The 15,820-nt window shown below is 59.6% G+C and carries 11 protein-coding genes; 2 read left to right on the top strand and 9 right to left on the bottom strand.

Annotated features, from left to right (window positions below; translation table 11 throughout):
- Window positions 1–58: 58 nt before the first annotated feature.
- From BFC21_RS00740 to BFC21_RS00755, 4 genes are all read right to left on the bottom strand, one after another.
- Window positions 59–1,042, bottom strand: a complete 984-nt coding sequence (locus BFC21_RS00740; RefSeq protein ID WP_086796171.1) for a TRAP transporter substrate-binding protein — start codon at window positions 1,040–1,042, stop codon at window positions 59–61.
- 50 nt (window positions 1,043–1,092) lie between these two features.
- Window positions 1,093–1,980 carry an SMP-30/gluconolactonase/LRE family protein gene (locus BFC21_RS00745; protein ID WP_095004166.1) on the bottom strand — a complete coding sequence of 296 codons (888 nt, stop codon included), beginning with the start codon at window positions 1,978–1,980 and terminating at the stop codon, window positions 1,093–1,095.
- Window positions 1,981–2,024: 44 nt separating this feature from the next.
- Window positions 2,025–2,852 carry an NAD(P)-dependent oxidoreductase gene (locus tag BFC21_RS00750; RefSeq protein ID WP_120265507.1) on the bottom strand — a complete coding sequence of 276 codons (828 nt, stop codon included), beginning with the start codon at window positions 2,850–2,852 and terminating at the stop codon, window positions 2,025–2,027.
- 1,037 nt (window positions 2,853–3,889) lie between these two features.
- Window positions 3,890–5,185 carry an OprD family porin gene (locus BFC21_RS00755; protein ID WP_088379399.1) on the bottom strand — a complete coding sequence of 432 codons (1,296 nt, stop codon included), beginning with the start codon at window positions 5,183–5,185 and terminating at the stop codon, window positions 3,890–3,892.
- A gap of 146 nt (window positions 5,186–5,331) precedes the next feature.
- Between BFC21_RS00755 and BFC21_RS00760 the strand changes: the two genes are divergently transcribed.
- Window positions 5,332–6,414: an AI-2E family transporter gene (locus BFC21_RS00760; protein ID WP_016780187.1), complete on the top strand. Its 1,083-nt coding sequence runs from the start codon at window positions 5,332–5,334 to the stop codon at window positions 6,412–6,414.
- On the opposite strand, the gene BFC21_RS00765 is transcribed toward BFC21_RS00760, so the two are convergent.
- On the bottom strand, window positions 6,411–8,528 hold the full coding sequence (locus BFC21_RS00765; protein WP_088379400.1) for a TonB-dependent receptor domain-containing protein: 2,118 nt from the start codon (window positions 8,526–8,528) through the stop codon (window positions 6,411–6,413). The two genes, BFC21_RS00760 and BFC21_RS00765, sit on opposite strands and share 4 nt — an antisense overlap.
- A 431-nt stretch (window positions 8,529–8,959) precedes the next feature.
- Between BFC21_RS00765 and BFC21_RS00770 the strand changes: the two genes are divergently transcribed.
- On the top strand, window positions 8,960–9,229 hold the full coding sequence (locus tag BFC21_RS00770; RefSeq protein ID WP_120265508.1) for a short-chain dehydrogenase: 270 nt from the start codon (window positions 8,960–8,962) through the stop codon (window positions 9,227–9,229).
- A 1,383-nt stretch (window positions 9,230–10,612) separates the two neighbouring features.
- On the opposite strand, the gene nuoN is transcribed toward BFC21_RS00770, so the two are convergent.
- From nuoN to nuoK, 4 genes are read right to left on the bottom strand one after another with little or no spacing between them, the layout of a single operon-like run.
- The gene (gene nuoN / locus BFC21_RS00775; protein ID WP_088379401.1) at window positions 10,613–12,082 is read right to left on the bottom strand and encodes an NADH-quinone oxidoreductase subunit NuoN; all 1,470 of its coding nucleotides are present in this window, start codon (window positions 12,080–12,082) and stop codon (window positions 10,613–10,615) included.
- Window positions 12,083–12,089: 7 nt separating this feature from the next.
- Entirely contained in the window at window positions 12,090–13,622 is a 1,533-nt protein-coding gene (gene nuoM / locus BFC21_RS00780) for an NADH-quinone oxidoreductase subunit M (protein WP_088379402.1), read from the bottom strand.
- 38 nt (window positions 13,623–13,660) lie between these two features.
- Window positions 13,661–15,514: an NADH-quinone oxidoreductase subunit L gene (gene nuoL, locus BFC21_RS00785; RefSeq protein ID WP_088379403.1), complete on the bottom strand. Its 1,854-nt coding sequence runs from the start codon at window positions 15,512–15,514 to the stop codon at window positions 13,661–13,663.
- Window positions 15,511–15,819: an NADH-quinone oxidoreductase subunit NuoK gene (nuoK, locus tag BFC21_RS00790; RefSeq protein WP_019412103.1), complete on the bottom strand. Its 309-nt coding sequence runs from the start codon at window positions 15,817–15,819 to the stop codon at window positions 15,511–15,513. The genes nuoL and nuoK overlap by 4 nt, the downstream gene beginning before the upstream one ends.
- Between the last annotated feature and the right edge of the window lies 1 nt (window position 15,820).

The raw sequence follows: 15,820 nt of genomic DNA on the forward strand, positions 1-15,820 counted from the left end.
GCTCACCACTGCGCGGCAAACGGGCTGACGCCCGCCACCGCGGCGTTATCGAACTGGCTTATTGGACGGCTTCGATGCGCGAGATCAGGTCCTTGTAGTTGGCACCGTACTTGTCGCGAACCGGCTGGGTGGCGTCGTAGAAGGCCTTTTTCTGCTCGGGGGTGAGGGTGATGAATTCCACGCCTGCGGTTTTGAGTTTGGTTTCGCTTTCGGCGGATTTTTTGTCCCAGATCACTCGCTCTTCCATCTGCGCTTCACGCGCCAGTTTTTGCACCAGGGCTTGCTGCTCAGGGCTGAGCTTGGCCCAGGTGGTCTTGGCGATCACGATCGGCTCGGGGAGGATCAGGTGGTCGGTCCAGGTGAAGTACTTGGCGTTCTGGTAGTGGTTGTGTTCCAGGAAGGTCGGCGGGTTGTTCTCTGCGCCATCGATCACGCCGGTCTGCAGGGCGCTGAAAATCTCGCCGGTGGCCATGGCGATGCCGTTGCCGCCCATGTCGTTGATGGTGTCGATAAACACCGGGTTGCCCTGTACGCGGATTTTCATGCCCTTGAGATCGGCCATCTCGCGTACCGGTTTTTTCGTGTACAGGTTACGCGTACCGCCATCCATCCAGGCCAGCGCGACCATGTTGAAGTCGGAATTGGTGATTTTATCCAGCATCTCCTGACCGATTTCGCCGTCGATGATCTTGCGCATATGGGCCTGGTCGCGGAACACGAACGGCAGGTTGAAGGCGTTGGTCTCCGGCACTACCGGGCCGAGGATGCCGAGGCTGACCCGGGTCATCTGCACCGCGCCGGACTGCAATTGCTCGACCACTTCTTTCTCTGAGCCCAGTACGCCACCGGCAAACATCTTGAAGGAAATATCGCCGTTGCTTTGCTCCTGGAGTTTTTTGCCCATTTCCTGTTCGGCCACCACCGGCGGGTAGCCCGTGGGGTGAACCTCGGCGAACTTGATCTTGATTTCGGCCTGGGCCACGCCTGAGAGGCAGAAAGCCAGGGGCAATGCAGCGATGAGGAGGGTGCGTTTGAAATCCATGGGTCACTCCAAATATTGTTTTTGTTATTTCAAGGTGTTGGATCAGTTGTTCAGTGATTCAAGCGGGGCTCCGGCAGGCCCTTGACCCCGGGCCTGAGGGCGAACACGCCCCCGGCCAGGGGCTGGTCGGCCAGGTCCCCGGCGGGGCGGATCGAGGTTACGAACAGGGTGTCCAGGTCTGCTCCGCCAAAGGCACACATCGCCGGTTTTTTCACGGGCACGGCCAGGGAGCGGTCGAGCTTGCCTTCGGGGGTGAAACGATGGATCAGACCGGCGTCGTTGCCGCAGATCCAGTAGCAGCCATCGGCATCAACCGCCGCGCCATCGGGGCGGCCGGGGTGTTGGGTCATGTCCACAAACAGGCGCCGGTTGTGTGGGGTGCCGCTGTCGGTGTCGTAGTCAAAAGCCCAGATTTTTTGCACATCCGGGTGTGAGTCCGACAGGTACAGGGTGTTGCCATCGGGGCTGAACGCCAGGCCATTGGGCACGATAAAGCCTTGCAGTTGCGCCGTGAGCGGCTCGGTCTGGCCTGCGTTGTAGCGATACATGGCGCCCACCGGTGCGCCGGCGGCCATGTCCATCAGCATGGTGCCCGCCCAGAAGCGGCCCTGACGGTCGCAGCGGCCATCGTTGAAGCGCATGCCTGGCTGGGCGTGGGTCACGCTGGCCAGCAAACGACTGTCCAGGCTGCCGTCGGCGTGGGGGGTGATAGCGAACAGCCCGTTTTCCATCGCGGCGATCCAATGGCCATCACCTGCCTGAGCGATGCACGCGAGCATTTGCGAGGCTTGCCAACTTTGCTCTTTACCGTCGGCAGGGCTCCAGCGATGCAGGCGTTTTGCCGGGATATCCACCCAGTACAGTGCCTGTTGCGTGGTGCTCCAGACCGGGCTTTCGCCGGTGGCGTTGCGTGCATCGAGAATCAGTTCAGCTGTCATGATGCCTTGGCCTCTGTTGATCTTGTTCTGCTGGCAGCGCGGGTTTACTCGTCGCCAAACGGGCCGGCAGCGACGAAGGCGCCGCCCTGGTAAACCATGGCCGGGTCATTGGCTGCGGGCATCGGCTGGGCTTCGATCTTGTCGCGGAAAATTTCTGACGTGTCCTTGGGCTCGAACCCAAGGTGGGCAGCAAAACGGTTGTCCCACCACACATTGAGGTTATTGGAGGCGCCATAGACCACGGTGTGGCCGACATTGGGCGTGTACAGCGAGCGTTCGAGCAATTGCGTGAGATCGGCAAAGCTCAGCCAGGTGCTCATCATCCGGCGGTTTTGCGGCTCGGGGAACGAGGAGCCGATACGGATGCTGACGGTTTCGATGCCATAGCGGTCGAAGTAAAAAGTGGCCATGTCTTCGCCATACGACTTGGACAGCCCGTAGTAACTGTCAGGCCGGCGCGGGGAGTGGGCATCCAGGGTCTGATCCTGTTTGTAGAACCCGATGACATGATTGGAACTGGCGAAAATCACCCGTTTGACGCCATGCCGGCGTGCCGCTTCGTAAATGTGGAAAATGCCGCTGATATTGGGGCCGAGGATCTCTTCGAACGGGCGCTCCACCGAGACGCCGCCAAAGTGCAGGATGGCGTCTACCCCTTCAACCAGCTGGTGGACGGCCTGTTTGTCGGCAAGATCGCACGGGAAGACTTCTTCATGGCTGTCGGCAGCCGGGGCCATTGCGGCGATATCAGAGAGCCGCAGCACCCTGGCGTAGGGCTTGAGGGTTTCGCGCAGCACCTTCCCCAAGCCACCGGCAGCGCCGGTGAGAAGAAGGCGATTGAAGGGGGTTTGGACAGTGTGAGTGGTTGTCATCAAAATTCCCTGTCGTTCTTGTTATTGTCATCTGTTGTCGTATGACTTGGCCTGAATTATTCACAGCCATTGTGGTGGTTGTCAATGCCAAATCCGAACTTCTAATGGCTGCAAAATGATTGTCATAGGGCTGCCACGCTGCGGATTTGGCGACGCGGCATGACTTGTGGGAACTGGCTTGCCTGCGATACAGACGCTGCGGTCTGCCAGGCCAATTGCTGCGATGCCATCGCGAGCAAGCCCGCTCCCACAAGGGAGGGCTTGCAGTTGCGGATTTAGCGGTGCTGCGTGATCTGTGGGAGCTGGCTTGCCTGCGATACAGACGCTGCGGTCTGCCAGGGCAATTGCTGCGATGCCATCGCGAGCAAGCCCCCTCCCACAAGGGAGGGCTTGCAGTTGCGGATTTAGCGGTGCTGTGTGATCTGTGGGAGCTGGCTTGCCTGCGATACAGACGCTGCGGTCTGCCAGGGCAATTGCTGCGATGCCATCGCGAGCAAGCCCGCTCCCACAAGGGGGGGCTAGCAGTTGCGGATTTAGCGGTGCTGCGTGATCTGTGGGAGCTGGCTTGCCTGCGATACAGACGCTGCGGTCTGCCAGGGCAATTGCTGCGATGCCATCGCGAGCAAGCCCGCTCCCATAAGGGAGGGCTTGCAGTTGCGGATTTAGCGGTGCTGCGTGATCTGTGGGAGCTGGCTTGCCTGCGATACAGACGCTGCGGTCTGCCAGGGCAATTGCTTCGATGCCATCGCGAGCAAGCCCGCTCCCACAAGGGAGGGCTTGCAGTTGCGGATTTAGCGGTGCTGCGTGATCTGTGGGAGCTGGCTTGCCTGCGATACAGACGCTGCGTTCTGTCAGGACAATTGCTGCGATGCCATCGCGAGCAAGCCCGCTCCCACAAGGGAGGGCTTGCAGTTGCGGATTTAGCGGTGCTGCGTGATCTGTGGGAGCTGGCTTGCCTGCGATACAGACGCTGCGTTCTGTCGGGACAATTGCTGCGATGCCATCGCGAGCAAGCCCGCTCCCACAGTTTGCTGGTCTTACAGCAACGACAACGGATAGCTGATAAAAATGCGGTTTTCGTCGAACTCGTGGGCGCTGTAGTCGCGACGGATGCTCGCGTTGCGCCAGCGCACGTTCAGATCCTTGAATGTACCCGCCTGTACGGTGTAGGCCAGTTCCGATTCGCGGCCCCATTCCTTGCCATTGGTGATACTGCCGGTATGGATGTTATCGCCGCTGATATAGCGGTTCATCATGGTCAGGCCAGGCACGCCGAGTACTGCAAAGTCCAGATCGTGACGCACTTGCCAGGAACGTTCCTTGGCCAGGTCGTAGCTGGAGTTGTAGCTGTCGTTGGCCAGGGTGCCGCCGCTGGTGCCGTTGACCTTGAACCAGCCATCGTCGCCACTGATTTTCTGCAGGCCCACATACAAGGTGTTGCCCTTGTATTTGGCCGACAGCAGGGCGTAGGCGGTTCTGTTGTCGAGGTCACCCGCCAGTTTGCTGCCGTCGTCCTGGCCCCAGAAATAACCGAGGTTGGCTCCCAGTGTCACATCGCCAACCGGCTGGCTGTGCAACACGTTTAAAAATTGCTGCTGATAGATGTCTTCGAGCTGGGCGTACCACAGGCCGACCTGGGTGCGTTTTTCATTGAAGCTGTAATCACCGCCGGCAAAGTTGAAGCGGTCAGAGGTAAATGCGCCTTTGCCGTTGAGCGACATCTCTTCCATGCTCGCATCGTTGCGCGGGCTGTTGGCGCGGAACTGGCCACCATAGAGGTTCAGCCCGGCGATTTCCTTTGAGGTGATCTGGCCACCACGGAAGGTTTGTGGCAGGGAGCGGCCATCGTCCGAGCGCAGGATTGGCAGTACCGGCATCCACTCGCCGATTTTAAGTTCCGTATTGGAGATTTTGGCCTTGGCCGCAACCCCCAAACGACCAAAGTTATCGGCGGGCTCGCCGTCGCTGTGGGTCGGCAACAGTTGAGTGCCGGCCGTGCCCTTGCCACCGTCGAGTTTTTGCGAGTACAGCCCCAGCACATCCACCCCGAAGCCCACCGTACCCTGGGTAAAGCCGGACTTGACGTCGAGAATGAAGTTTTGCGTCCACTCTTCGGCCTTGCTCTGCGGGTAGTCGGGGTTGGTGTAGTTGCGGTTGATATAGGCGTTGCGCAGGGTCAGCGTGGCTTTGGTGTCGTCGACGAAACCTTCGGCCAGGCCCGTCAACGGCAACGCCAGGCCCATGCTGCCAAGTCCGAGCAACATCAGCGAGCGGGTGCCTTGTGCGGTTTTTGAGCGTGTGAAAAGGGCGGGGGCGCAGGTAGGTGCGATCATCCGTAGAGCTCCTGAATATTATTATTTTTGTTATCTGTTGTCGTACAACTACGCAGATTATTTACAGAGTGTCTAGGGAGTTGTCAATGCCAGCGGCTACACTGCGACCACTAGATTCCTACACGCCTTACTGACATGGATGGCTCATGAACGAAACAAGTCTGCAACGTAAAACCCTGCTTCTGTTGCTGGCCTTGGTCACCATCGCGTTTATCTGGATCCTGTTGCCGTTTTATGGCGCGATTTTCTGGGCGGTGGCCCTGGGAATCCTGTTTGCACCCCTGCAACGCAAGCTGCTGCTCAAACTCAAGGGGCGGCGCAACCTGGCAACCTTTGCCACGCTGGGGGCCTGTACGGTGATTGCGATCATTCCGGTGATCATCACCACGACCTTGCTGGTGCAGGAAGTGGCAACGCTCTACAAGGATGTTGAAAGCGGCAGGATCAACGTCGCCAGTTATGTCATGCAGTTCAAGGACATCCTGCCGGCCACCGCGCAGGACTGGCTTGACCGTTTCGGCATGGGCAACATCGACGGGCTGAGTGAGAAAGTATCCAAGGGTGCCCTTGAAGGCAGCCAGTTTTTTGCCACCCAGGTCTTCAGCTTCGGTCAGAGCACCTTTGATCTGGTAGTGAGCTTTTTCATCATGCTGTATCTGCTGTACTTCTTTATTCGTGATGGCCAGCAGATGGTGCGTACCATCCGCAACGCGGTACCGCTGGCCGAACAGCAAAAGCGCCTGTTGCAGCTCAAGTTGCGCCGTGTGGTGCGGGCCTCGGTCAAGGGTAACCTGGCGGTGGCCATTACCCAGGGGGCATTGGGCGGGGTGATTTTCTGGGTGCTGGGCATCCATAGCGCGCTGTTCTGGGCGGTGCTGATGATGTTCCTGTCGCTGCTGCCCGCCGTCGGTGCCGGTATCGTCTGGGCGCCGGTGGCGGTTTACTTCGTGGTGACCGGCTCGGTCTGGCAGGGGGTGGTGCTGGCGCTGTACGGAGTCTTTGTGATCGGCATGGTGGACAACGTGTTGCGCCCTATCCTGGTGGGCAAGGACACGAAAATGCCGGACTTCCTGATCTTGATCTCGACCTTGGGCGGCATGGCGATCTTCGGCCTCAATGGCTTTGTGATCGGGCCGTTGATCGCCGCCCTGTTCCTGTCCAGCTGGGGCTTGTTCAGCGGCACCCGCCGCAAGGTGCGGTTGCCGGCTGATATCCCGTCCGCTGATTAACGGAAGCTGTAGGAAACCCCCACATAGGCGCCCCGGCCTTCACCCGGGGTGGAGCGCGCGGCGTCCAGCCCCTTGTCGTCATACCCCGGCGTGACCGTGGCGGCATAGCGCTCGCCGCTCAGGTTGCGCAGGTCGAGCCAGGCTTGCCAGTCCTGTTTGGGCGCGTTGTAGCCCAGGGTTGCGCCCCACAACATGTAGGACGACGTGTAATACGAGTTGGCGTAGTCCACCGCCATGCGTGAGGCAACCTGCGTGTTCACCCCGGCATAGAAGCCCTGCGGGTGGTCATAGCGCACTTCGGCCTGGTAGTAGTGCTGCGGGATACCTGGCAGCTTGTTGTCGCCAAAGCGCTCGTCGTCACGGTAATGGAAATCGCTGAAGGTGTAGGCCTGACGCAGGGATACCTTGCCCACTGCTTGTTTTTCCCACAGCAGGCTGTTGAGTCCGGCTTCGATGCCCTGGTGTACGGTGGGGCTGGCGTTGGACTCACCGACAATCGGGCTTTGGGTGAGGGTGGCGGCCTGGGTTTCGACGCTCAGCAGTTCATGGCGCACGGCCGAGTAATACCAGGCCAGATCCCATTGCCCGAACCAGGAATCGCCACGGGTGCCCAGTTCAAGGGTGGTGGCGGTTTGATTGTCCAGCGCTACCGGGGTGCTCTGGCGACCGGTAGCCGGGCCACTGTTGACCGGGAAAGTGAACGGCGAGCCCCAGATCATCGACCACGGGTGCGGCGGCTCGACCGAACGGCTCAGGTTGCCGTATACCTGCAGGTGCGGGTTGAACTCGTAGCGCAGGCCAAGGCGTGGCGCGTAGTCCCAGTCATGCTGGCTGACCTTGCCGCCGCTCTCGGGGTAACTCACGTCGCTCTCGCGGCGGGTGTAGATCAGCGCCATGCCGGTGGTTAGCCATAGATCGGGGATCAGCTCCAGGTCATTGCTGGCGTGCAGTACGGTGTCAGAACCCTGGTAACTAAAGTCGCGAATTTTTGTGCCGGGAGCATAACCTGCGGTATTGCCCACGGGGATGCGTACATATTCCGAGGCACCACTGTTGGGCAGGTGCTTGGTGTTGCGCAGGCCCACGGTGGTCTTGCTTTCAAGGCCGAACAGCGTGTCGCGACGCTTGTAGTTGAGCGTGCCGCTGACGTCGGTGTACGCCACTTTCAGACGGTTCGGGCCTTCACGCAGATCCATTGGGTAGTCGTGATAGACCAGCCCGGCTTCCAGTTGCGAATCGTCGTCCAGATACATCGTGGTCTTGTTGCCCACCCAGGTGCTGCCGGGCTGCGGGCGGGTGTAGTCGCCTGCCACATAGGCCGGGTTGGCGGCGCGGGGGTGATGCTGGATGTTGGCTTTGGTCACGCGACCGGCCAGTTCGTTATCGGTTTCGCGATAGCGCAGGTAAAAGCGGGTTTCCAGTTGCGGGCTGAAACGATAACCGACATTGGCCGCGATGCCCTTGCTGCTGCCGGCGGTGTGATGCTGGTAGCCATCGGTGTCGGAGTCGGTCAGGGCGACGTAGTAGTCGAGATCCCCCAGTACCTGCCCGGAACTGATCTGGCGTTTCTGATAGCCATAGCTGCCCGTTTCGTAGCGCACCTGCAGCGGCGCCGCGTCGTAGCCGGTGTGGGTGACGTAGTTGATCGAGCCGCCCAGGGCCAGCGCGCCGGTGTCAAAGCCATTGGCGCCGCGCAGCACTTCGGCGCGGCTCAGCCACAGCGGCTCGAACAGTTCATAGGGGGTGCCGCCGGGGCCGGTCAGGGGCAGGCCGTCGAACATCACGTACAGCCCCGAAGCGTGGGCGCTGGGAGCGCGGTTGATGCCCGAGCCGCGCACCGAGACCTTGGCCCCGTCATTGCCCGCTGATTGCGCGTAGACCCCCGGCTGGTAGGCCAGCACATCGGCATTGCTGGCAGTGCGGCCATTTTCGACCCGGGTCATGTCGATCAGGTTGCTGGCGCCGGGCACTTCATTGAGCGCGTTTTGGGCGGCTTGCAGTTCGCTGCTTTCTTCGCTGCGTACCTGTACTTCGCCCAGTTCCAGGGGATTGCCGTGGGCCGGGGCGGCGCAGATCAGCGCCAAGGGTAGAAGCGAAGAAAGGGTGGGACGCATTGGTTAACTGTTCCAGATCGATGGGCGGGCGGCGCGCCAGCCTATACAAGCCGAGAATCGCTCGCAACTGTTACGGGTTGCATTCCAGGTGTGGGAGCGAGCCTGCTCGCGAAGCTACAAGCTCACGTTTTTTCGGGATTTTTCGCACAGGTTTGGCAATTGATGGGGAGATGGTTCGACGCCTATAGTCGGTGCTCGCTGATAAGGCGAGCGGATTTGGCGATCCGGAGTAACTTTAAATAAGTACATAATTGCTATATACGGTTGAGCGTGTATTTTGCTCGCAATGTTTTATGGCAGCTGTACGTGGGAGATCTTCGGGTCTGCCGGGTTTTCTTAAAGTTACCGGTTCGCCAACCCGCGTACAGCGGCCACCTTTTTTGTTTGGCGACAAAAATGGATGGTTAAATCCAACTTTAAGAGGCTTGCTTATGACGAATTCACCGTACATTCCGCTTACCGCCATCGACTGCACCATCCCCGCCTTGCTGATCGACCGCAACGCCCCGCTCGATGTACTCCATGCCAACGCTGCTGCCCGCATTCTGGCCGTAACCCAGCTGATGGAAATGTTCTCCAGCCGCGAAATGCAGCAGGCCGATGCTGTTGATCTCAAACATCTGGCCACGGTTTCGGCGCAATTGTTGCGCGACGGTTGTGACTTGCTCGATGTGCTGGGCTGGCGTTTGCGGCCCGCTTGATCTTGTTTGTTTAACTGATACGTTGAGTACATATCCGGCATTTGTGTCTAACTGGAATATTGTTTTCGCCCTTACGGCGAGTCACTTTTTCCAGACGCCGAAAAAGTAACCAAAAAGGCTTGCCCCTGGCGTACGGCCTTCGCTGCGCTCAGGTTCCCTCGCTCCGGCCCTGCTCCGTGGGCACGCCGCCACGGGCCATCCATGGCCCATCGCGGCTCTCCCGGCATCCATGCCGGGAGACCCACTCCACAGAACCTCCTCTCGGCCTACCGATGGGGCGGGTAGATCAAGATCAAAAGCCAGATCAAAAGCGCCCGAGGCGGCCGACCGGCCGGCCTGTTTTGAGGCGGGATTTGCGACCGGCATATTTTCTCTGTGGGAGCCGGGCTTGCCCGCGATGCAGGCACCTCGTTCTGTCTGGATGACCGAAGTGCTGCCATCGCGGGCAAGCCCGCTACCACAAGGGATTGGTGTTGTTTAAAAGTTTTGCTTTTGCTGTAGCCACGCGAATGTCCCTCACAGAAGGCCGAAACCCATATAAAGAGCACTTGACCGGCAACAGAGTATCTACAGAGTTGGCACCCGGATCACGCCGGCACCTGTAGCAGTTGACGAGTAGAACGAGGCTACGTCCGGTTTAGTACGCCACTCCACAGAACCTCCTCTCGGCCTCCCTATGGGCGGGTAGATCAAGATCAAAAGCCAGATCAAAAGCGCCCGAGGCGGCCGACCGGCCGGCCTGTTTTGAGGCGGGATCTGCAACCGGCATATTTCCACTGTGGGAGCCGGGCTTGCCCGCGATGCAGGCACCTCGTTCTATCTGGAGGAACAAAGTGCTGCCATCGCGGGCAAGCCCGCTCCCACAAGGGATTGGCGTTGTTTAAAAGTTTTGATTTTGCTGTAGCCACGCGAATGTCCCTCACAGAAGGCCGAAACCCATATAAAGAGCACTTGACCGGCAACAGAGTATCTACAGAGTTGGCACCCGGATCACGCCGGCACCTGTAGCAGTTGACGAGTAGAACGAGGCTACGTCCGGTTTAGTACGCCACTCCACAGAACCTCCTCTCAGCCTCCCGATGGGCGGGTAGATCAAGATCAAAAGCCAGATCAAAAGCGCCCGAGGCGGCCGACCGGCCGGCCTGTTTTGAGGCGGGATTTGCGACCGGCATATTTTCTCTGTGGGAGCCGGGCTTGCCCGCGATGCAGGCACCTCGTTCTGTCTGGATGACCGAAGTGCTGCCATCGCGGGCAAGCCCGCTCCCACAGGTTTAGCGTCGCATAGAAATCCTGAGTATTTACAACTCCCACATGATTTGTGGTGCAACAAAAAACCCCGCAAAGGCCAGGCCTCCACGGGGTTTTGGGTACAGCCGCCAACGCTTAGCCAATCAGGCCCAGCGATGCTTGTTGCACCAGTTGCAGCATCGGCTGCGGGTATACACCCAGGAAGAACACCAGTACCGAGACCGCCAGCAGCATCACGCCGCCCGCTTTCTGTTCCCAGTTCAGCGGCGCATCGTGGCGATGCAGCTTCGGCTCGACCAGGTACAGGGTCACCATCACACGCAGGTAGTAGAACACGCCAATGGCGCTACCCAGGATCAGGGAACCCACCAGCCACCATTGGTGAGCTTCAACGCCCGTGGCGATGATGTAGAACTTGCCGATAAAGCCGGCCGTCAACGGGATGCCCGCCAGCGACAGCATCATCACGGTCATCACCGCAGTCAGGTACGGACGACGCCAGAACAGGCCGCGGTACTCGTACAGTGCGTCAGCGTCACGGCCCTTGTACGGCGAGGACATCAACGTGATCACACCAAAGGCACCCAGGCTGGTCAGCACATAGGTGATCAGGTACACGCCGATGGCTTCCATAGCCATGCCCTTGCTCGCCACCAGGGCGATCAGCAGGTAGCCGAAGTGGGCGATGGACGAGTAACCCAGCAGACGCTTGAGGTTGTTCTGGGTCAGGGCCAGCAGGTTACCGAACAGGATCGAGGCAATCGCGATCACGGTCAGTACATCGCTCATCACGCCGGTGGTTGCCGACGGGGTGATCTGGAACAGACGCACCATCACCGCAAACACCGCCACTTTCGACGCGGTAGCCAGGAACGCGGCCACCGGCGCCGGAGCACCTTCGTACACGTCTGGGGTCCAGAGGTGGAAGGGCACCAGCGACAGTTTAAAGGCCAGGCCCACCAGCATCATGCCCAGGCCCAGCTGGGCAATGGCGCTAGGGGCGCCAGTGGCCGCCAGGGCGTGACCGATACCGCTGAAGCTCAGGCTGCCGGCTTCGGCGTACAGCAAGGCCATGCCGAACAGCAGGAACGCAGAACCGGCAGCCGACAGCACCATGTACTTGATGCCGGCTTCCAGCGAACGCTTGTTGAAGAAGGCATAGGCCACCAGGCCGTAGACCGGTACCGAGAGCAGCTCCAGACCGATAAACAAGCCGGCCAGGTGTTGCGCGCTGACCAGCACGATACCGCCGGTCGCAGCCAGCAGCATCAGCAGGTACAGCTCTTCGCGGTTGCCCGGGTAGCCCGTGCCGCCTTCACCCAGATAGGCATGCGCCAGGGTGACGCACGCCAAGGTCGCGACCAGGATCAGGCCGATGTACAGGTAGGCGAAGTTGTCCATCATCAACAGCGGGGTGACAGCCAGTGGAACAACTTTCAACGCCGGGAAGATCGACAGCAGTGCCAGGTTAAGACCCGCCACCGAAAGCAGGAAGGTCTGTGAATGGTTGCGGCGCCACGCGATTGCCAGCATCACCACAACAACGGTGAGGCTGGTAATCAGCAGTGGAGCAAGCGCGATAAAGTGTTGGATCGTGAATTCCATAGCGCTCTTACCGGGCCGAAGCGAGTTGAGTGAAGGCGGTGCCGAGCCATTGCTGCACGCCATGCATGGTCGCAGCGGAGGTATCGAGGAACGGTTGTGGGTACACGCCGATAAATACCAGCAGTACCGCCAGACCGAGCACCATGATCAGTTCACGTGCATCCATGCCGGCCAGTACCGCGTCCGATTTGGACGGGCCGAAGTAGGCACGGTGAATCATGATCAGCGAGTAGACCGAACCAAACACCAGACCGGTTGTGGCAATGGCCGTGACCCATGGGAAGCTGGCGAACGAGCCAATCAGGATCAGGAACTCACCCACAAAGTTACCGGTGCCCGGCAAGCCCAGCGACGCGGCCGCGAAGAACAGGCTGATGGCCGGCAGGTAGGCGATCTTCGACCACAAGCCACCCATTTCACGCATGTCACGGGTATGCAGACGCTCATACAACTGGCCGCTGAGGATAAACAGCGCAGCGGCCGACACACCGTGGGCCAGCATCTGGATCACGGCGCCTTGCAGGGCCAGCTGGCTGCCGGAATAAATACCGATCAGCACGAAGCCCATATGGGAAACGCTGGAGAACGCGATCAGACGCTTGATATCGGTTTGTGCGAAAGCCAGGAAAGCACCGTAGAAAATCCCGATCAGACCCAGGGTCATGGCGATCGGCGCAAACTCGGCCGAGGCATTCGGGAACAGCGGCAAGGCAAAACGCAGCAGACCATAGGCAGCGGTCTTCAACAGGATACCGGCCAGATCGACCGAACCTGCGGTAGGTGCCTGAGCGTGAGCATCCGGCAGCCAGGAGTGGAACGGTACGACCGGCAGCTTCACGGCGAAGGCAATGAAGAAGCCCAGCATCAGGATGTACTCGGTGGTGAGTGACATCTTGGTTTTCAGCAACTCGGCGTAGCTGAAGGTAATCACGCCGGTGTTGTTGAAGTTGACCAGCACCAGACCCAGGATCGCCACCAGCATGATCAGGCCGGAAGCCTGAGTGAAGATGAAGAACTTGGTCGCGGCGTAGATACGGGTTTTCTTGCCGTCCGACGAGCTATGACCCCAGAGCGCGATGAGGAAATACATCGGCACCAGCATCATTTCCCAGAAGAAGAAGAACATGAACAGGTCGATGGCGAGGAACACGCCCACCACACCGCCCAGGATCCACATCAGGTTCAGGTGGAAGAAGCCCACGTGACGCTGGATTTCTTTCCACGAACACAGCACCGACAGCACACCGAGCAAACCGGTGAGCAGGATCATCAGCAGCGACAGGCCGTCCAGCGCCAGGTGCACGCTGATACCGAAGCGGGCGATCCAGGTGTGCTGGAACTCAAGGGCCCAGGTCGGATCGGCGCCAGGCGCCGGTGCAAATGAGTAGTTCCCCTGGGACCACAGCCATAGGCCGAGGGCAAGCTCAAGGGACATGGTCAGCAACGCAATCCAGCGTGGCAGGGTAGGGCCGAAGCGCTCACCCAGCCAGCACAGCAGGCCGCCGATAAAGGGGATCAGGATTAGCCAAGGCAGAATCATGACGGGCTCAATTCCTTTCGCAAAGTCGAAGGTTCATATCAGACCGCTACCAGTACGATGGCGCCCATGACCAGTACAGCACCGGCGGCCATAGATGCAGCGTACCAACGCAGTTGACCGGTTTCGCTGCGGCTCAGAGCGTTATGCCCGGCCTTGGCCATCTTCGGGATCAAACCAATGGTCTGGTCCAGAGGATCTTTGGCCAGCAGGCGGCAGATCAACAGGTACGGTTTGACGAACAGTTTGTCGTACAGCCAGTCGAAGCCCCAGGCAGCGAACCACCAGGCCGACAGGAAGCGACCGATGCCGCTGTTGGCAACTGCGGTTACAAAGCGACGCTTGCCCAGGTACAACAGGGCAGCCAGCAGGATACCGGCCAGGGCAATGGCACCCGAGGCGATTTCCAGGCTGTGCTTGGCTTCACCGCCAGCATGGCCAACGCTTTGTGGCAGTACGCCAGCCAGTGGCGGGGTGATCATGGCGCCAATAAAGGTCGACAGTACGATCAGCACGCTCAGTGGCAGCCAGTAGGTAACGCCGTGGCCTGCATGGGCTTCGGTCTTGGCTTCACCGTGGAACGTGATGAAGATCAGGCGGAAGGTGTACAGCGAGGTCATGAACGCGCCCACAAGGCCGGCGTACAACAGTTCGTTGTTACCGCTGGCGAAGGCTTCCCAGAGGATTTCGTCCTTGGAGTAGAAACCGGCCGTCAGCAATGGCAAGGCAGACAGCGCCGCGCCACCGACGATAAAGCTGGCGTAGGCCAGTGGCAGTTTTTTCCACAGGCCGCCCATCTTGAAGATGTTCTGCTCGTGATGGCAGGCAACGATCACCGCACCGGACGCAAGGAACAGCAGGGCCTTGAAGAACGCGTGGGTCATCAGGTGGAAAATCGCGCCATCCCAGGCACCCACGCCCAATGCCAGGAACATGTAGCCAATCTGGCTCATGGTCGAATAGGCAAGGATACGTTTGATGTCGGTTTGTACCAGTGCGGCGAAACCGGCCAGTACCAGGGTCACACCGCCGACGATGCCGACCAGGTGCAGCACTTCAGGGGCCAGGGTGAACAGGCCGTGGGTACGGGCAATCAGGTACACACCGGCGGTTACCATCGTTGCGGCGTGGATCAGGGCCGAAACCGGCGTAGGGCCGGCCATCGCGTCTGCCAACCAGGTTTGCAGCGGCAGTTGCGCGGATTTACCGACAGCACCACCCAGCAGCATCAGGGTTGCCAGCACGATCCAGAAATCACCGGCCTGGAACTTCTGCGGTGCCAGCACCAGCAGCTCCTTGATGTTCAGCGTGCCCAGTTGCTGGAACAGGATAAACAGGCCGATGGCCAGGAACACGTCGCCGACGCGGGTCACGATAAAGGCTTTGAGTGCTGCGTTACCGTTGTTGCGGTTGCTGTAGTAGAAACCGATCAACAGGTACGAGCACAGGCCCACGCCTTCCCAGCCGAAGTACACGAACAGCAGGTTATCGGCCAGGATCAGGAACAGCATGCTGGCGATAAACAGGTTGGTGTAGGCAAAGAAACGCGAGTAGCCGTCTTCACCGCGCATGTACCACGAGGCGAAGACGTGGATCAGAAAGCCCACGCCGACCACCACGCCGAGCATGGTGACCGACAGGCCGTCCAGGTGCAGGGCGAAGTTGGGCTTGAAGCCTTCTACCGAGATCCACTGCCACAGCACTTGCGTGTACTCGCCACCCGGTGGCGGTGCGACATTGAATTGCCAGATCACAAACGCGGCCACAATGGCCGACAGGCCGATGGAGCCGACGCCGATCAGCGCCGAGAGGTTTTCGCTGAAGCGTCCACGGGAGAACGACAGCAGCAAAAAGCCGATCAGGGGGAATACGAAAGTCAGAAAGAGAAGGTTCATCCGCGCATCTCACTGGCAGCATCGATATCAAGCGTATGGAAGCGGCGATACAGCTGCAGCAGGATCGCCAGGCCAATACTGGCCTCGGCGGCTGCCAGGGTGATCACCAGGATGAACATCACTTGTCCATCCGGCTGCGCCCAGCGTGCACCAGCAACGATGAAGGCCAGTGCCGCAGCGTTCATCATGATTTCCAGACTCATCAATACGAAGAGAATGTTGCGACGTACCATCAGGCCAACCAGACCGAGGCAGAACAGGATGCCGGCAACGGCCAAACCATGTTCGAGAGGTATTCCTGGCATG

Source organism: Pseudomonas sp. TMW 2.1634 (assembly GCF_001703595.1).
In the GTDB taxonomy this organism is placed as follows: Bacteria; Pseudomonadota; Gammaproteobacteria; order Pseudomonadales; family Pseudomonadaceae; genus Aquipseudomonas; species Aquipseudomonas fragi.